A 17,795-nucleotide genomic window follows, 5' to 3' on the forward strand; every position below is an offset into this window, starting at 1 on the left:
GCGGTGAGGTTGGTCGTGGGTGCGGCGGGGCAGGGCTGGCGGATGGGTCAGCGCCGAGTCCCGCGCTCCTCCTCACTCGCCATCCGCTCCAGCATCGCGTTGTAGGCCACCAGCTCAGCGTCGTCATCCCGGTCCGCCCGCCGGTCCAGCCGGCGTTCCGTGCGCCGGTCGCTGCGAATCCAGCCCACGGCCAGGGCCACCGCCAGGGTGATCGAGGGAAGCTCGCCGATCCCCCAGGTGATCTCCCCGCCGGTGTGCTGGTCGGCGAGCGCATCCACCCCCCAAGGCAGCCCAAGAGCGCCGAAGTAGTCGGCGGCGATCAAGGACTCCATCGAGATCAGCGAGACGCCGAAGAAGGCGTGGAAGGCCATCGTGGCGAAGAGCAGCAGCAGCCGCAGCGGGTACGCCGGCCGCGTGGGCCCGGGATCCACCCCGACCAGCACGTTCACGAACAGGTACCCGGCGAGGCTGAAGTGCACCACCATGGCGATATGTCCGATATGGGTGGTCAAGGCCAGCTCGAACAGCGGGGTGAAGTAGAACAGGATCATCGAGCCGGCAAAGTTCGCCGCGGCGACCACCGGGTGCCCGAAGAAGTGTGCGACCCGCGAGTTGACCAGACCGAGCAGCCACTCCCGCGGGCCGCGCGAACCGTCCTTCCGGGCGGGCAGGGCGCGCAGCGCCAACGTCACCGGGGCACCGAGGGCGAACAGGATCGGCAGCACCGTCACCATCGTCATGTGCTGGAGCATGTGTGCGGAGAACATCAGCCGGCCGTAGACCGCCGGGCCGCTGCAGGTGACATAGGCGAACCCGACCGCGCCGACCAGCCAGGTGATCGTGCGCGCGAGCGGCCAGCTGTCCCCGCGGCGGCGCAGCCGCAGCACCCAGCGGACGTACATCACCGCCAGCAGCACCGCCACCGAGCCGAACAGCAGCTCCGCCCGCCACTGCGTGAACCAGGTGGCCAGCGTCGGCGCCGGCGGCACCGGGTACTGGGACAGCTCCTCGGCCGGGCTCAGCCCCTCCTGCGCCTCCTGGGGAATCGGCGGTCCGGTATCGGCCAAGGCCACCGCCACCCCCATGACGGCGGACATCACCACCACCTCCACGCCCACCAGGCGCCAGAAGAGCCCCGGGCGGGCTTTCCCGCCGGCCGGTGTGAGCGCCGGAATCGTGCGTTCCCGGTGCACATATCCGGCCGCGCCGAGCGCGAGGAAGCCGACGATCTTGACCAGCAGCAGCACGCCATAGTCGGTGGCGAACCCCTCGAGGCCGCCGAGCCGGATCCAGGCGTTCGCGATGCCCGTCACCGCGACTCCGCCGAAGCACCACAACGCCAGCGTCGAGTACCGGCCGGCCACCAACGCAAGCTCGTCCCCGAGCCGGCGAGAGATGAGCACCAGCACCGCCAGGCCGCCGAGCCACAGCGCCGCGAACAGCACGTGGAAGTACAGCCCGGTCATACCCAGCTCGTGGTTCGCGGCCCCGGAGGCATGCCCGGTGGTGGCGATCGGCACCAGCACCGCGAGCGCAGCCACCGCGGCCAGCACCGCCGTGCCGTACCCCGCTACAGCCACGGCAGCGATCGAGGCGAGAGCGGCGAGGATGGCGGCCACCAGCGCCGCCCGGCCGGACGAGATCTCGGTGAGGTAGAACGCCAGCTCGTCCCCGAAGTTCTCCCCGCCGATCTGCCGGCCGGCCACGTTCGCGTAACCGAAGAACAGGTCGGCCACCATCAGCATCGCCCAGAGGGGACCCGCGATCGCTACGGTACGTGCCGCCGTCGGCCACGCTCGGGACTGGCGTGGCAGGGCGAACAACAGCAGGCTCAGCCCACCGATCGTGACCGCTGCGGCGAGCTGCCAGCCCAGGCTGACCAGGGGGCGACCCCAGCGCACCACCGCCCCGGAGTCCGCGATCACCGTAGGGGCCGCCGCTCCGGAGAATGCCAGCGAGGCCAGGCACGCCAGCAGCGCGGCGGGCACGGCGGACCACACCCACCGGGCAGGAGTGGGCCGTCTCACAAACGACGACGGCGCAGGCTGCTCAGGCACACGTCGAGCCTAATCTCCCGGGCGGTATGGGCAGTCCTTCCCATCGGCCGCCGCGGTTTTCCCGGTTCCGGCTGGCATAATCGCACCGCGTACCTGAAACCGTCCCGAGTGTGGAGATCATGTCCAGTCCCGTAGCCGCGCACCTCGCGCCCGCGACCTCACCGATCTCTTATGACGACGGTCAACGCGCCACCACCCTGCTCAGCCAGATCGCGCGGGTGTTCGATCAGCGGATCGTCGGCCAGGAAGCACTGCGCACCGCACTGGTGAGTTCGCTGCTCGCCAACGGGCACGTGCTGCTGGAGTCGGTGCCCGGTCTGGCCAAGACCACTGCGGCGCAGACGCTGGCGGACTCGGTGACCGGGTCCTTCCACCGGATCCAGTGCACCCCGGACCTGATGCCGAACGACATCGTCGGCACCCAGATCTACAACTACGCCACCGGTGAGTTCTCCATCCAGCTCGGCCCGGTGCACGCCAACCTGGTGCTGCTGGACGAGATCAACCGGTCCTCGGCGAAGACGCAGTCCGCGATGCTCGAGGCGATGCAGGAGCGGCAGACCTCCATCGGTGGTGAGGAGTTCGCCCTGCCCAAGCCGTTCATGGTGCTCGCCACCCAGAACCCCATCGAGGAGGAGGGCACCTACGTGCTCCCCGAGGCGCAGATGGACCGGTTCCTGATGAAGGAGGTGCTCACCTACCCGGCACCGGACGAGGAGGTGGAGATCCTCGACCGGATCGAGTCCGGTTCGATGACCGCACCGCTGACCGCCGAGCCGATCACCGTGGCGGACGTGATGTTCCTGCAGTCCCTGGTGAGCAAGGTGTACGTGGACACCTCGATCAAGCAGTACATCGTGGCGCTGATCAACACCACCCGCGGTGGCGGCCCGCGGCCGCTGCCGAACCTGACCCAGCACGTGCGGGTGGGCGCCAGCCCCCGTGGTGGTATCGCCCTGCTGCGCATCGCCCAGGCGCTCGCCCTGCAGGCCGGCCGCGCCTACGTGGTGCCGGACGACGTCAAGGCGTTGCGGCACTCGGTGCTCCGGCACCGCCTGGTGCGCACCTACGACGCGTTGGCCAACAACGTGGCACCGGAATCGCTCATCGACGCCGTGTTCGCCGCCGTCCCCAGCCCGTGACCGACGCGGCTGGCCGCGCAGCACCCAGTCGCTGATCTACCCACACCCGACCCGAGGAGCATCCTGTGGTCTCGACGTCCCGGTTGGCCAAGGTCCGAGCCCGGCTCGACCTGCCGACGGTCCGGCGCGCCTCCGGGCTGCTCGAGGGGCGGCACCGCTCCATCTACTCCGGGCACGGCCAGGACTTCGACGAGATGGCCGAGTACCGGTTCGGCGATGACGTCTCCGATATCGACTGGAAGGCCAGCGCCTCCTACGGGCTCCCGGTGATCCGCCGGTTCGTGCGCGACTCGAACCTGGCGATGGTGATCGCCGTGGACACCGGGCGGAACATGGCCGCCACCGCACCGGACGGTGGGCCGAAGACCGAGATCGCGATGTTCGCCGCCGAGGTGGTCTGCTTCCTGGCCCGTTCCCGCGGGGACACGGTCGCCCTGGTGGCCGGCGACGAGGAGCGGCTGGTGCAGGTCCCCGCCCGGGGCGGCACCGAGCATATCGAGACCATGCTGCGCCGAGCGGAGGGGATGCTCAGTCTGGATGCCCCGGCCAGTGACCTGAACCGGGTGCTGGACCGAGTGCTCACCTGGTTCAACCGCCGCTCGCTGGTGGTGCTGATCACTGACGAGGCGCGCCCGAGCGCCGAGCATGAGCTCGCCCTGAAGCGACTGCGAACCCGGCACGAGGTGATCGTGATCCAGGTGGGTGACGCCGTGCCGACGATGTTCGGCGATGAGCCGATCGACGACGTCGACGTTCACCTGGAGATCCCGGAGTACATGCGCTCGCACAAGGCCCTCGCCGCCGAGGCGCGCACCGTGGCCGAGCGGCGCCGTGAGGACGTGCGCACCCTGCTGCGCCGTCAGGGTGTGCAGGGTGTGGTGGCGACCAGCGAGGACCAGCTCATCGACGCCCTGATCGACCTGCTCCGGAGGCAACGCCGTGTTCGCCACTGAGCAGCTCCTGACCAGCGTGAGCTCCGCCGTCGGCCGGATCAGCGGACCGACACCGGCGGGGCCGGTGCTGGCCGCACCGATCAACGAACCGGTACCACCGGCCGCGTACTCCACCTGGGTGTGGATCGTGGGACTGGTGCTGCTCGTCCTGATCGGCGCCTGGTACTGGTTCGTCTTTTACCACACCCGGAAGCGCCCGGCAGACGACGAGAGTGGCCGAGGCGACCGGTACGCCTCCCTGCGTACCTCCTCGCTGGCCGAGGTGGACGCCGCCGAGACCCGGTACCGCGAGGGCGACTCCGATCTGCGGAACCTGCACCTTGACCTGAACCACATCCTGCGAGAGTTCGCCGGTGGTCGGCTGCGGATGGACGCCAGCTCGCTGACTGTGAACGAGCTGGCGCAGTTGGAGGGCACCGACCGGCTCACCGATCTGCTCACCGACTACCAGGAACCGGCGTTCGCCGCCGACTCCGATGCTCAGGCGCTGGGCGCCACCCGGAGTGCGCGGGCGGTGATCAGCCAGTGGTGACCTCGACCCTGATGCACGGCTGGGCGATCCCGGTGATCATTGCCGTGGTGGTGGCCGCGCTGGTCCTCGGCTGGTTCGCCCGGTCGGCCCGCCAGGAGCGACGCCGGGTGAAGTGGGTGGCGAACGCCTCCTACCTGACGTCCCTGCCGTCCTTCAAGTCCCGCCTCTCCCGGTACCGGGTGTTCCTGCTCGGCCTGTCCGTGGTGCTGGTCGGCGCCACCGTGGTCACCGGCATCCTCGCCGCCCGCCCGGTGGACAAGGAGATCCGCGCCGAGGAGCTCGCCAGCCGTGACATCGTGCTCTGCCTGGACGTCTCCGGCTCGATGATCGAGTACGACACCGAGATCGTCGAACGGTTCCTGGAGCTGCTGCCCAGCTTCCACGGTGAACGGATCGCGCTGTCGATCTACAACTCCACCTCCCGCACGGTGTTCCCGCTCACCGATGACTACACCCTGGTGGAGGAGCAGCTGACCGAGGCGGCCGAGGCGCTGGACTTCGACGTCGACTCCCTCGATGACTTCTCCTACGACACCGAGGCGCTGGACCGGCTGCTGCACTTCATCGCCGGCACCGAGGGGATGGGCCAGGACGTCTCCTCCCTGGTCGGTGACGGTCTCGCGACCTGCGCCGGCGCCTTCGACATGAGTGACGAGGACCGGTCCCGGTCGATCATCCTGGCCACGGACAACGAGGTGTTCGGCGAACCGCTCTACACCCTGCCCGAGGCTGCCGATCTGGTCACCGAGCGAGACATCACCCTGCACGGGTTCTACGCCGGGACGGTGACGTCTACCTCGGCAGCGCAGGAGAAGGAGTACCGGGACGCTGTGGAGGCGAACGGCGGGTTGTTCTTCGCCAGCGACGACCCGGCGGCCGTGTCCGGCATCATCGACCAGATCTCCGCGCAGCAGGCCGTGGACCTGGAAGCCGATCCGGACGTGATCATCACCGACCGGCCGGAGCAGTACTACCGGTGGCTGGTGGTGGCGCTGGGCCTCTACCTGCTCGCGGTGTGGAGGTTGCGGTCATGACGCTACGGATGATGTGGCCGCTGTGGCTGCTGCTCGTGGTGTTCGTGCCACTGCTGGCGCTCGCGGTCTGGAAGATCCGCAGCACCCGGGGCGAGCGGCGCACGGACTGGCTCCGGCGCGCCGGGATCCTCGTCTGCCTGCTCGGCATCGGCCTGACCCCGGCGATCCCGCGCACCGACCAAGCGGCGCTGATCTCCAATGTGGAGATGTTCTTCGTGGTGGACCGCACCGGGTCGATGGCCGCCGAGGACTACAACGGCAGCGAGGCACGCCTGGTCGGGGTACAGAACGACCTGATCGCCCTGACCGAGGAGATGCCCGCCGCCCGGTACACGATCATCGGGTTCGACTCCCAGGCCACGCAGCAGCTACCGATGACCACCGATGCCCGCGCGGTGCAGACCTGGGCGGAGACGGTCAGCCAGGAGATCACGAACTACTCGGCCGGGTCGGCGATCGACCGCCCGCTGGACGAACTCAACCGATCGTTGAACTCGGCTGCTGAGCGCAACCCCGGGAACGTGCGTCTGGTGTTCTTCTTCTCCGACGGCGAGAACACCGACGGAGCCAGCTCCGAGGACGGCGGCTTCGCGTCCTTCGCCGACCTCGAGCCGCTCGTGGACGGCGGTGCAGTGCTCGGGTACGGCACGGCCGAGGGCGGCAACATGCGCTCCTACGACGGCACCAGCGACACCGGTTACGGCACGGAGGCGCCGTACATCACCGATGACACCGGCAACCCGGCGGTGTCCAGTATCGACGAGGACAGTCTGCGCACGCTGGCCGGCCAGCTCGGAGTGGAGTACACCCACCGAATCGAGCCGAGCCCGGTGTCGGACCTGGTCGCCGATGTGGACGTCAGCGAGATCACCGACGACGGCCGCCGGGACGTGACCAGCTATCAGGACGTGTACTGGCCGTTGGCGGTGCTGCTGGCGCTGCTGTTGGCCTGGGAGGCGTGGGACTTGACCCGCGAGGTCCCCAAGTCCGGGCGGAAACGTCCGAAGGACGCTGCGGCCCGGGAGAAGTCCCGTGACGACGAGCTCGCCCTAGGAGGGAGTCGACGATGACCACGGATCTGTTGCCCCCACCCGGTGAGTTCCGCACCACCCAGGAGATCCGGGACGCGAAGTTCGCGACGAAGCTCGCGCGGCGGCGCAAGCTGATGCTGCTCTGGTCGATCCCGGTGGTGCTGATCGCATTCCTGGCTGCGGTGAAGCTGCTCAGCGCAGTACTGCTGAACATGGCCGGCACCAGCGCCTACGAGAAGCAGAACTATGTGACCGCCACGGACCGGTTCGAGTCGCTTGAGTTCTTCAACGTGATCGAAGGGTGGAAGGCACCGTTCAACCAGGGCACCGCCGTGTATTCCACCGGCGACTTCTTCACCGCGAAGGAGCACCTCGATGTGGCGCTCGGCCTAGTACCGACCGCGCCGGAGGGGGAGCCGCGCGGGGAGGAGGAGTGCATGGTGCGCACGAACTACTCCCTGGCCCTGGAGGGGCTCGGCGACGAGGCGACGATCGCCGCCGACTTCGCGATGGCCGGCGACTACTACGGCCAGGCACAGGAGATGCTCGCCGACTGCGGCGAGTCCGGTGGTAACGGCGGCGAGCAGGCGGAGGAAGCCGAGGAGCGCCAGCAGGAGAGCCAGGAGGAGTCCGAGCAGCAGCAGGAACAGCAGGAGCAGGGCGAAGGCGAAGAAGGCGAAGAGGGCGAGAACGAGGGCGAGAGCGAATCCCCCTCCGACGGCGAGTCCGGCGGCGAGAGCGAATCCCCCTCCGACGGCGAGTCCGGCGGCGAGAGCGAATCCCCCTCCGACGGTGAATCCGGCGGCGAGAGCGAATCCCCCTCCGACGGCGAGTCCGGCGGCGAGGGTGAATCGCCTTCGGAGTCCACCGACCCCCGCCAGGACGAGTTGGAGGAACGCAACCAGGAAGCCCAGGAGTCTCGCGAAGCTGCCGAACAGCAGTCCGGCGGCGGCGACGGTTCCGGGCAGAACTGGTAGCACCGCGTGCTGGAACGATTCGCACTGGGAGCGGAGACTGATATCCGGAAAGACAAGCAGGGATGAGAGATAACTGATGGTTGAGTTCCGCGCGTTTACCCCCTCCACTGCGATCCCGCCCGAGACGATCGCGGAGTTCGCCGACCGCGCACCGGCGGGCGCCGCGCAGATGTGGCGCCAGTACGGCGCCGGCGCGGTCGGTGACGACGGTTTCGTCCGGGTGATCGATCCCGCTCGCGGACGTCAGATGCTCGCTGGGTCGCTACCGCTGCCCGAGTCCGCGGTTCCGATGTTCACCACCGGGCTCGGCGACGTCCTGATGTGGACCGGCAGCATGTTCCTGCTGTTCACCTTCCGGTGGGGAACACTGAGGTTCACTCCTGAGGGGTTCACGTTGGACGAGCTGACGGCGCTGCTGGAGGATGAGCCCACCCTCGACCGAGAGCTGCAGCGACAGCCCTACCCGGCGGCGGTGGCCCGCGACGGTGTGCCGGCCCACGAAGAATGCTTCGGTTTCGTCCCGTTGTTGGCGCTCGGGGGCCCGAACGAGGCGAGCAATCTGCAGCGGATGGGCCTGTACGAGCACATCGCGCTCATCACCCAGATGGCGGGCTCGCCGAAGCCGGTCGGCTTCTTGTTCGCTGGCGACAAGTAACTGGACCGAGCGGCCGGTGCTCCGCGACCGGTGGCCTTCATCCACCTGCGCTCGGCCGGCGTCTGTGTTCTAGTGGGTAGCAGGACGCCGACGTTCGCGGGGAGGGGCGATGTCTGCACGGGTACGAGGAGTGGCAATCGGGGTCATGGTGATAGCTGCCCTGATCACCGGCTGCGGGTCGGGGACCACAGCGTCGGAGCAGTCCGGCGAGCCGAACGAGCCCGGCCAGTCCGGCCAGTCCGGCGAGAGCCCGGCAGCCGGTGACCTCCCGGATGTCGACGTCCTCACCACTCCAGACGGCTTCGAGGACGTTGCGCCGGACCAGCTCAGCACCGAGTGGACTCCCCTGGTCACCGGCGAGGATTGTGTGCTGGTCGGCCGGGCCGGGCAGTCGGCGGACCCGGTCGAGGACCTGCGTGCGGCGTCGGTGGCCGCCGTACGGGACATTGCCTCCGCCGGCGGCGCGGATCCAGCGGAGGTCACAGACCTCGAGCTGGTCACCAGCGGTTCGGGCGAGGGCAATGACCCGGCCGCAACGGCGACCTTCGCTTCGGCCGACTGGACCGGGGACTCGGGCGCCGTGCGTGCAGCGTCCCGGGTGCAGAACCTGCTCAGCTACGAAGGAACCGGCTCCTCGGAGCGCCTCGACCTCACGTTCACCTGCACCGACGGCTCACTCGACGACGCCGCGTGGGAGGCGGTGATGGCCGATGTCCGTCCATCGTTGAGCTGGGGGAGCGAGGAGCCCTGGCGGGACATCCTCGAGGGTGTGGACGAAGACTAGGCACCGCCGGCCGCAGCCGCACCCGCGATCGGCGGGCCCGACCCTTCGGAATCCACGTGGCTTGGCTCGGAATCCGGGGTGGCGCGGGTGAGCGAGCGGATGAGGCTCAGCCCCAGACCAGGCCCTGCTCCGGGTTCTCCATGATCACCGCGACGTCGTGCAGCACGTGGGAGCCGAGCTCACCATCCACCAGGCGGTGGTCGAAGGAGAGCGCGAGCTGGGTCACCCAGCGCGGCTTCACCTTGCCCTTGTGTACCCACGGTCGCTCGGAGATCGCGCCCAGTGCCAGGATCGCGGACTCGCCCGGATTGAGGATCGGGGTCCCGGTGTCGATACCGAAGATGCCGACGTTGGTGATCGTCACCGTGCCGTCGGACATCTGCGCCGGCTGGGTCTTGCCCGCCCGAGCGGTGGTGGTCAGTTCGGCGATCTCCGTGGCCAGCTCGTGCAACGAGAGCCGGTGCGCATCCTTGATGTTCGGCACCACCAGTCCGCGGGGGGTCGCGGCCGCGATCCCGAGGTTGATGTAGTGCTTGTAGACGATCTCCTGGGTCTCGTCGTCCCAGGCCGCACTGATCATCGGGTGCCGGCGGATCGCGAGCGTCAGCGCCTTGGCGGCGATCAGCAGCGGCGTCACCCGCACGTTCGCGAACTCCCGGTCAGCCTTGAGCCGCTCCACCAGCCGCATGCTCTTGGTGACGTCCAGAGTGACGAACTCCGTCACATGCGGTGCGGTGAACGCTGAGGCCACCATCGCGTCCGCCGTCCGGGCGCGCACACTGCGAACCGGCACCCGGGTCTGGCGACCGTCGGCGGAGACAGTGCCCCCGTCCAGCCAGGGCCGATCGTCGTCTGCCTTCTGCACGAGCCGTTCCGGCGCGGAGCGTTCCGCAGCGGCCAGGACGTCCGCCCGGGTGACGATCCCACCGGGCCCGGTTGCCGGGACCCGGCTCAGATCGATGCCCAGGTCCTTGGCCAGCTTGCGTACCGGTGGCTTCGCCAGCACCCGGAGGTCGACGGCGGGTCCCGGCGTGGCAGGTTCGCTCACGGGGGCACCGGGCTGCTCGGGCGAGGCGGGCTGCTCGGGCGAGGCGGGCTGCTCCGGCTCTGGGGGTGGCACCGATGCAGTGGGTGGTTCCGGCTCGGGTGCTGCCTGGGCGGCAGCCTCGGGCCCCACTTCGGCGCCAGCCTGGACCGCGTCGGTGGCACGGGCGGTCTCCGGCCGACCGTTCGCCCCCGGTTCCTGCGCACCGCTCACCTGCCGGCGCGGCCGGCGAGTGACGGAGGCACGCGAGGTCCCGTACCCCACCAGCACATCCCCACTGCCCTCCTGCTCGGGCGAGGCCTCTGCGGAACCCGCGTGCGCCGTCGTCGAGGTATCTCCGGACGGCTCACCAGCAGCGGACGCCCCGCTGGCCGCAGTAGCAGTGCCGCCATCCCGGCCCGCAGCCGGAGCGCCGTCACCTCCGGTGTCGATCCGAATGATCGGCGTCCCCACCTCGACCGTGTCGCCACTGGCCACCAGCAGTGCGGTGACCGTCCCCGCGTACGGGCTGGGCAGCTCCACCAGGCTCTTCGCGGTCTCGATCTCCACGATGTTCTGGTTCACCGAGATGACCTCGCCCACGCTGACCATCCAGCCGACGATGTCAGCCTCGGTCAGTCCCTCCCCCACATCGGGCAGGCGAAACTCGACGTGCTGCGGCATCAGGCACTCTCCTCGTGGTCTCAGGCCCTCAGTGTGCCAGCACGCCGTCGACGGCGTGCAGCACCCGGTCCAGGTCAGGCAGGTAGTCGTGCTCCAGCTTGGCGACCGGGTAAGGCGCATGGAAACCGCCCACCCGCGCCACCGGGGCCTCGAGGTGGTAGAAGCACTCCTGAGAGACCCGTGCGGCGATCTCCGCACCGGCTCCGAAGAACACCGGCGCCTCGTGCACCACCACCAGACGGCCGGTGCGGCGCACCGATTCGGTGAGGGTGTCGAAGTCGATCGGCGAGATCGAGCGCAGGTCGACGACCTCGAGGCTGTGCCCCTCGGCCTCGGCGGCCGAGGCGGCGCGCAGCGCCGTAGCCACGCTCGGGCCGTAGGCAGCCAGAGTGACGTCGGTGCCCGGCCGCACGATCCTGGCCTGGTTCAGGCCGGCGTCGGCATCGAGGACCTGCTCCGCCGCCGAGACCTCCACATCCGCCTTGTCCCAGTAGCGGGACTTCGGCTCGAGGAAGAGCACCGGGTCCGGGCAGGCGATCGCCTGCTGGATCATGGTGAACGCGTCGGACGGGTTCGCCGGGCTGACCACGCGCAGTCCGGCGGTGTGTGCGAACAGCGCCTCCGGAGACTCCGAATGGTGCTCGACCGCGCCGATACCGCCGCCGTAGGGCACGCGGATCACCACCGGCACCTGCACGCGGCCGCGGGAGCGGTAATGCATCTTGGCGAGCTGAGTGGTGATCTGGTTGAACGCGGGGAAGATGAACCCGTCGAACTGGATCTCGCAGACAGGCCGGTACCCGGCAACGGCGAGGCCGATCGCGGTGCCGACGATGCCGGACTCCGCCAGCGGGGTGTCCACCACCCGGTCGCCGCCGAAGTCCTTCTGCAGTCCGTCGGTCACCCGGAACACGCCGCCGAGGGCACCGATGTCCTCGCCCATCAGCAGCACCTTCGCATCACGTTCCATCGCGCGACGCAGGCCGAGGTTGATCGCCTTGGCCATCGCGAGCCGCTGGTTGGCGGGGGCGGGAGCGGTGGCAGTCATCCGGCGGCCTCCTCGGTGTCGAAACCTTCCTGGTACTCGGTGAACCACTCCCGCTCGGCGGAAACCTGCGCGTTCTCGGTGGCGTAGACGTTCTCGAACATCCGGGAGTCCGGTGGCACCGGGATGGCGCGGCAGTAGTCGCGCACGCCCTCGCCGAAGGCTTCGGCTTCGGCTTCCAGCGCGGTGAAGAACTCCTCACCGCTGCCCTCGGCGCGCAGCAGCGTGGCGAGCCGTTCGATCGGGTCCCGGCGGCGCCACACCTCCTCGTCCGCGCGGGTGCGGTAGCGGGTGGGATCGTCGGACGTGGTGTGTGCACCCATCCGGTAGGTGACCGCTTCGATGAAGGTCGGGCCGCCGCCGCTGTGGGCACGCTCCAGCGCTTCGGCAGTGACGGCGTAGCAGGCGAGCACATCGTTGCCGTCCACTCGCACTGAGGGAACGCCGAAGCCCTGGCCCCGGTGGGACAGCGGCACGCGGGACTGCCGGGTGGTGGGCTCGGAGATCGCCCAGTGATTGTTCTGGCAGTAGAAGACCACCGGGGCGTCGTTGACGGCCGCAAAGGTCAGCGCCTCGTTGACGTCGCCCTGGGCCGTGGCGCCGTCACCGAAGTACACGACCGCAGCGCGGTCGCGGTCGGGGTCGCCGGTGCCCACGTCGCCGTCACGCTGGATGCCCATCGCGTACCCGGTGGCGTGCAGCGTGTGCGAGCCGATCACCAAGGCGTAGAGGTGGAAGTTGTGTGCGGCTGGATCCCAGCCGCCGTGGTCCTCACCACGGAACTGGTGCAGCACCTGATGCAGGTCCACACCGCGAGTCCAGGCGACGCCGAGCTCACGGTAGGACGGGAAGACGTAGTCCTGCGGCGCCAGGGCTCGGCCCGAGCCGACCTGTGCTGCTTCTTGGCCAAGACTTGGTGGCCAGAGGCCGAGTTCCCCGTGGCGCTGCAGTGACGTGGCCTCGGAATCGAACCGTCGAACCAGGACCATGTCGCGATAGAGACCTTCCAGCGCAGCACGATCGAGATCGTCGATCCGCGGCGTGTAGGCCTCGTGGTGTACGCGTTCGCCTTCGGGGGTGAGCAATTGGATGAGGTCGTCATCCGTCTCTCCGACTGGGGGGATCGCCCCGGTGGTGTCGGTAGTGATCACACCGAACTCCTTATGGGTGGGGATGGCTTGCGCGAACCTACGCTAGCGTAGGCTACGGAAGCGTAGGTTGGAGCGCAAGACGTGCCATCAACTGTGCGATAGCTGTTTGTGGGAAACCTCCAACTCTGCGCCGATGAAGAGCGTCGATGAGGTGCGCGACTACTTTCCAGAGTGACACTTGGCACGCGGATTCGCTACGGATCGGCCCGGCGGGGCGGCAGATCCGTGCAGCCCGGCGGGGCGGCAGATCCGTGCAGCCGCTCGACGCATCGCCCGCCGCGGAATCCACTTGGCACCTTGCAATCCGGTTGCAACTGGATTCCGAAGGGGCACGCCGCCATGGGCTGGCGAGAGCGGCGGGTACGCGCGATTGGTCCGTAGCACGAAGGGGTGGGCCGCCATGGGTCGGCGCGAGATTGGCACGTAGCGAGCCTGGAGCCGCTGACTTTGCTACTCGAACCCAGCCTTGCGCCTACCTAGACCGACCACTCGCGCGAACGGGCCCTTGTGTGCAAGCGCTCCCACCTTGAGATAGCACCAGAAACATCACTACGACACACACGTTCCGCCGTCGTGATCGAATTGTGACCGACGAGAGGACATCTCACTCTTGACTTCGAGACTCGAACTCAACGACAGTGGAGGCCGCTCGTTCCGGCAGACGACTGATGCTCCGGGCGAGGCGACCACCACCGCCGCGGTCGTTCGCGGCGGGCCACACAGATTGATGGAGCGAAGGAGCCCAGGATGCGCAAGTACCCATTCGTCGCGCTCGGCATGGCGGGGATGCTCGCCCTGACCGCGTGCGCAGGCGAAGGCGCCGGGAGCGGCGGTGACGACCAGCCGGGTGAGAGCCAGGCACCGGAGGACGTGCTAGTCAGCGTCTCGATGCCGACCCAGACCTCGGAACGCTGGATCGCCGACGGCGAAGCCGTGCAGACCGGTCTGGAAGAGGCCGGCTACGAAGTGGACCTGCAGTTCGCCAACGACGACATCCCCACCCAGGGACGTCAGATCGACCAGATGATCACCAGTGGAGCGGACCTGCTGATCATCGCCCCGATCGACGGTACTGCGCTGTCCAGCCAGCTGGATGCCGCCGCAGCCGCCGACATCCCGGTGATCTCCTACGACCGGCTGATCCGGGACAGCGAGCATGTGGACTTCTACGTCACCTTCGACAACTACCAGGTGGGCGTCGCCCAGGCGACCTCGGTGCTGGTGGGCCTCGGACTGCTGAACGAAGACGGCAGTGAGGGCGACGCCGAGGGTCCGTTCAACATCGAACTGTTCGCCGGATCGCTGGACGACAACAACGCGCCGTACTTCTGGCAGGGCGCGATGGACACCCTGCAGCCCTATTTCGATGACGGCACGCTGAACGTACCGTCCGGGCAGATGGACATCGAGCAGGCCGCGATTCTGCGCTGGTCCCAGGAGACCGCCCAGGAGCGGATGGAGAACCTGCTCACCTCCGCCTACAGCGACGGCACCGAGCTGGACGGCGTGCTCTCCCCGTTCGACGGCATCTCTCGCGGCATCATCACCGCCCTACAGAACGACGGGATGGGCCCCACGATCGAGGACGGCCTGCCGATCATCTCCGGACAGGACGCCGAGATCGCCTCGGTGCACCTGATCGACGAGGGGGTGCAGTTCGCCACGATCTTCAAGGACACCCGCAAGCTCGCCAACCAGGCGGTGCTGACCGCACAGGCGTTCCTCTCCGGCGCGGAGCCGGAGGCCAACGACACCGAGACCTACGACAACGGTGTTCTCGTGGTGCCGTCCTACCTACTGGAGTTCGACACCATCTACGCCGACAACATCCAGGAGCTGTTGGTGGACTCCGAGTACTGGACCGCTGACGAGGTGGCCTCCGGCGTCGCCGAATAGCCGCAACGCATGCGGGGGTGCACCGGCCGGTGCACCCCCGCACCCTGATCCACGGAGGACCAATGAGCGAGCCCATCCTCGAGATGCGCAACATCACCAAGACCTTCCCCGGAGTCAAAGCGCTACAGAACGTGGACCTGAGCGTCCAGCCCGGCGAGATCCACGCGATCTGCGGTGAGAACGGCGCCGGCAAGTCCACCTTGATGAAGGTGCTCTCCGGCGTCTACGCCCACGGCAGCTACGACGGCGACATCGTCTACGACGGTCGGCCGATGTCGTTCGGCTCGATCAACGACAGCGAAGCCGAGGGCATCGTCATCATCCACCAGGAGCTGGCGCTGATCCCGCACCTGAGCGTGGCCGAGAACATCTTCCTCGGTAACGAACGTCGGGGCCGCAACCAACTGATCGACTGGAACCGCGCCAACTCCGAGGCCGCCACACTGCTCGCCCAGGTGGGCCTGCACGAGAACCCGGTCACGCCGATCAACCAGCTCGGGGTCGGCAAGCAGCAACTCATCGAGATCGCCAAAGCACTGTCCAAGGACGTCCGCCTGCTCATCCTGGACGAGCCGACCGCCGCACTGAACGACAACGACTCCGAGCATCTCCTCGGGCTGATCCGCGAGCTGCAGACCCGGGGCATCACCTCGATCATCATCTCGCACAAGCTCGGCGAGATCGCGGACATCGCCGACCGCACCACCATCCTCCGGGACGGCCAGACGATCGAGACCCTCGACATGTCCGAGGCAGGCTCCACCCAGGACCGGATCATCCGCGGCATGGTGGGCCGGGACCTGTCCCACCGGTTCCCCGAGCGCACCCCGCAGATCGGCGAGGAGGTGCTCCGAGTGGAGGACTGGACCGCCTACCACCCCACCCAGCTCGGCCGGCTGATGGTCGACTCGGTCAGCCTGAACGTCCGCGCCGGAGAAGTAGTCGGGATCGCGGGCCTGATGGGCGCCGGGCGTACCGAGTTCGCGATGAGCCTGTTCGGGCGGACCTATGGTCGGGAGATCTCCGGCCGAGTGCTGATGCACGGCCGGGAAGTCAGTACTGCCACCGTCGCCGACGCGATCGACGCCGGCATCGCCTACGCCACCGAGGACCGCAAGTACTACGGTCTCAACCTGATCGAGGACATCCGCCGGAACATCTCCTCCGCAGGACTGCATCAACTGTCTTCCCGAGGTTGGGTGAACGGCAACGAGGAGCTCAAGGTCGCCGAGGAGTACCGGGCCAGCCTGAACATCAAGACGCCGAACGTCCTCACCCCGGTGGGCCAGCTCTCCGGCGGGAACCAGCAGAAGGTGGTGTTGAGCAAGTGGATCTACACCGATCCCGAGGTGCTCATCCTCGATGAGCCGACCCGCGGGATCGACGTCGGCGCCAAGTACGAGATCTACACGATCGTGAACAAGATGGTGGCTAGTGGGAAGGCAGTGCTGATCATCTCCTCCGAGCTGCCCGAGCTGCTCGGCGTCTGCGACCGGATCTACACCCTCGCCGGCGGCCGGATCACCGGTGAGCTCACCGGGGCCGAGGCCACCCAGGAAGACCTCATGCACCTCATGACCATGGAAAGGGATCTCGTGTCATGACCGGAATCGCCAACGTGTGGGAGCTCGCCACACGCAATATGCGCCAGAGCGGGATCGCGGTGGCCTTCGTGGCGATCGTGGCGCTGTTCTCGGTACTGAACTCCAGCTTCCTCTCCCCGGGGAACATCACCAACATCGTCCTGCAGTACTCCTACATCCTCATCCTCGCGATCGGGATGGTGCTGGTGATCATCGGCGGGCACATCGACCTGTCCGTCGGGTCGTTGGTGGCACTGACCGGGGCGGTGGCCGCGGTCGTGGTGATCAAGGGCGGCATGCCCTGGTGGGTCGGAGTGCTCGCTGCGATCGGGGTCGGTCTGCTGGCCGGTGCCTGGCAAGGGTTCTGGGTGGCTTATGTGGGCATCCCGGCGTTCATCGTCACCCTGGCGGGCATGCTGCTCTTTCGGGGCCTGACCTGGGTGGTGCTGGACTCGATCTCCCTGTCCCCGTTCGGTGGCACCTACTATCAGATCGCCAACGGGTTCCAGAATGGACTGCTCGGCGGTATGGGCTTCGACGCGTTCACCCTGGTGATCTTCGCGATCGCGGTGGTCGGGTACGCGGTCACGCAGTGGCGGTCCCGGATGGCGAAGATGCGCTACCAGCAGGTGGTGGAGTCACTGCCGCTGTTCGTGATCAAGCTCGTGATCGTCGCCGTGCTGGTGATGTGGTTCGCGTGGCAGCTGGCGCACAGCCGCGGTCTGCCGAACGTGTTGATCCTGCTGGCGATCCTGATCATCGGCTACAGCCTGGTGGCGCAGAAGTCGGTCTTCGGCCGGCACATCTACGCGATCGGTGGGAACCTGCACGCTGCCCAGCTCTCCGGGGTGAAGGTGAAGCGGGTGAACTTCTGGGTGATGGCGAACATGGGCTTCCTGTCCGCCGTGGCCGGGATCGTCTACTCCTCCCGGATGAATGGTGCTCAGCCTGGCGCCGGGAACATGTTCGAGCTGGACGCGATCGCCGCCTGCTTCATCGGTGGTGCCGCGGTGACCGGCGGTGTCGGGCGGGTGACCGGCGCGATGATCGGTGGTCTGATCATGGCGGTGATGAGCAACGGTATGCAGCTGATGGGCGTGGACCAGTCCGTGCAACAGGTGGTCAAGGGCCTGGTGCTGCTGCTGGCCGTGGCCTTCGATGTGTACAACAAGAAGCGCGCCGGCGTCGCGCGCTGACCGCAGTCCTGGCCGGTGGCCCGCCGCCGCCGATCACGCCGTGGCCGGCGC

Annotated in this window: 15 protein-coding genes; 11 read left to right on the forward strand and 4 right to left on the reverse strand. The window is 68.1% G+C overall.

Annotation, left to right across the window (positions count from 1 at the left end; genetic code table 11):
* Positions 1–47 precede the first annotated feature (47 nt).
* Positions 48–2,057: a bifunctional copper resistance protein CopD/cytochrome c oxidase assembly protein gene (locus tag FU260_RS22165; protein WP_244951254.1), complete on the reverse strand. Its 2,010-nt coding sequence runs from the start codon at positions 2,055–2,057 to the stop codon at positions 48–50.
* A gap of 119 nt (positions 2,058–2,176) precedes the next feature.
* Between FU260_RS22165 and FU260_RS22170 the strand changes: the two genes are divergently transcribed.
* The 8 genes from FU260_RS22170 to FU260_RS22205 all read left to right on the forward strand — a co-directional run bounded on the left by FU260_RS22170 (position 2,177) and on the right by FU260_RS22205 (position 9,165).
* Positions 2,177–3,199 (forward strand): AAA family ATPase, encoded by a 1,023-nt coding sequence (locus tag FU260_RS22170; protein WP_147919025.1) that lies wholly within the window; start codon positions 2,177–2,179, stop codon positions 3,197–3,199.
* Positions 3,200–3,264: 65 nt separating this feature from the next.
* Positions 3,265–4,152 (forward strand): DUF58 domain-containing protein, encoded by an 888-nt coding sequence (locus FU260_RS22175; protein ID WP_147919026.1) that lies wholly within the window; start codon positions 3,265–3,267, stop codon positions 4,150–4,152.
* Positions 4,139–4,684, forward strand: a complete 546-nt coding sequence (locus tag FU260_RS22180) for a hypothetical protein (RefSeq protein WP_147919027.1) — start codon at positions 4,139–4,141, stop codon at positions 4,682–4,684. The genes FU260_RS22175 and FU260_RS22180 overlap by 14 nt, the downstream gene beginning before the upstream one ends.
* The gene (locus tag FU260_RS22185; protein ID WP_147919028.1) at positions 4,681–5,718 is read left to right on the forward strand and encodes a vWA domain-containing protein; all 1,038 of its coding nucleotides are present in this window, start codon (positions 4,681–4,683) and stop codon (positions 5,716–5,718) included. Before FU260_RS22180 ends, FU260_RS22185 begins: the two co-directional genes overlap by 4 nt.
* On the forward strand, positions 5,715–6,788 hold the full coding sequence (locus tag FU260_RS22190) for a vWA domain-containing protein (RefSeq protein ID WP_147919029.1): 1,074 nt from the start codon (positions 5,715–5,717) through the stop codon (positions 6,786–6,788). The genes FU260_RS22185 and FU260_RS22190 overlap by 4 nt, the downstream gene beginning before the upstream one ends.
* Positions 6,785–7,726, forward strand: a complete 942-nt coding sequence (locus FU260_RS22195) for a hypothetical protein (RefSeq protein WP_147919030.1) — start codon at positions 6,785–6,787, stop codon at positions 7,724–7,726. Before FU260_RS22190 ends, FU260_RS22195 begins: the two co-directional genes overlap by 4 nt.
* A 76-nt stretch (positions 7,727–7,802) precedes the next feature.
* Positions 7,803–8,381, forward strand: coding sequence for a T6SS immunity protein Tdi1 domain-containing protein (locus tag FU260_RS22200; RefSeq protein WP_147919031.1), 579 nt, complete (start codon positions 7,803–7,805; stop codon positions 8,379–8,381).
* A 109-nt stretch (positions 8,382–8,490) separates the two neighbouring features.
* The gene (locus FU260_RS22205) at positions 8,491–9,165 is read left to right on the forward strand and encodes a hypothetical protein (protein WP_147919032.1); all 675 of its coding nucleotides are present in this window, start codon (positions 8,491–8,493) and stop codon (positions 9,163–9,165) included.
* A 106-nt stretch (positions 9,166–9,271) separates the two neighbouring features.
* Here the strand turns inward: FU260_RS22205 and FU260_RS22210 are convergent, their stop codons facing one another.
* The 3 genes from FU260_RS22210 to pdhA are packed head-to-tail and all read right to left on the reverse strand — an operon-like array spanning position 9,272 to position 13,066.
* Entirely contained in the window at positions 9,272–10,873 is a 1,602-nt protein-coding gene (locus tag FU260_RS22210) for a 2-oxo acid dehydrogenase subunit E2 (RefSeq protein WP_147919033.1), read from the reverse strand.
* A gap of 28 nt (positions 10,874–10,901) precedes the next feature.
* The gene (locus tag FU260_RS22215) at positions 10,902–11,921 is read right to left on the reverse strand and encodes an alpha-ketoacid dehydrogenase subunit beta (protein WP_147919034.1); all 1,020 of its coding nucleotides are present in this window, start codon (positions 11,919–11,921) and stop codon (positions 10,902–10,904) included.
* Positions 11,918–13,066 (reverse strand): pyruvate dehydrogenase (acetyl-transferring) E1 component subunit alpha, encoded by a 1,149-nt coding sequence (gene pdhA, locus FU260_RS22220; RefSeq protein WP_147919675.1) that lies wholly within the window; start codon positions 13,064–13,066, stop codon positions 11,918–11,920. The genes FU260_RS22215 and pdhA overlap by 4 nt, the downstream gene beginning before the upstream one ends.
* Before the next feature lie 750 nt (positions 13,067–13,816).
* Here pdhA and chvE point away from each other — a divergent pair.
* From chvE to mmsB, 3 genes are all read left to right on the forward strand, one after another.
* Positions 13,817–14,965 (forward strand): multiple monosaccharide ABC transporter substrate-binding protein, encoded by a 1,149-nt coding sequence (chvE, locus tag FU260_RS22225; RefSeq protein ID WP_147919035.1) that lies wholly within the window; start codon positions 13,817–13,819, stop codon positions 14,963–14,965.
* Between the two features lie 62 nt (positions 14,966–15,027).
* On the forward strand, positions 15,028–16,569 hold the full coding sequence (gene mmsA, locus FU260_RS22230; RefSeq protein ID WP_147919036.1) for a multiple monosaccharide ABC transporter ATP-binding protein: 1,542 nt from the start codon (positions 15,028–15,030) through the stop codon (positions 16,567–16,569).
* Entirely contained in the window at positions 16,566–17,744 is a 1,179-nt protein-coding gene (gene mmsB / locus FU260_RS22235) for a multiple monosaccharide ABC transporter permease (RefSeq protein ID WP_147919037.1), read from the forward strand. Before mmsA ends, mmsB begins: the two co-directional genes overlap by 4 nt.
* The last annotated feature ends 51 nt before the right edge of the window (positions 17,745–17,795 follow it).

Origin of the sequence: Ruania zhangjianzhongii, from assembly GCF_008000995.1 — a bacterium.
GTDB classification, from domain to species: domain Bacteria; phylum Actinomycetota; class Actinomycetes; order Actinomycetales; family Beutenbergiaceae; genus Ruania; species Ruania zhangjianzhongii.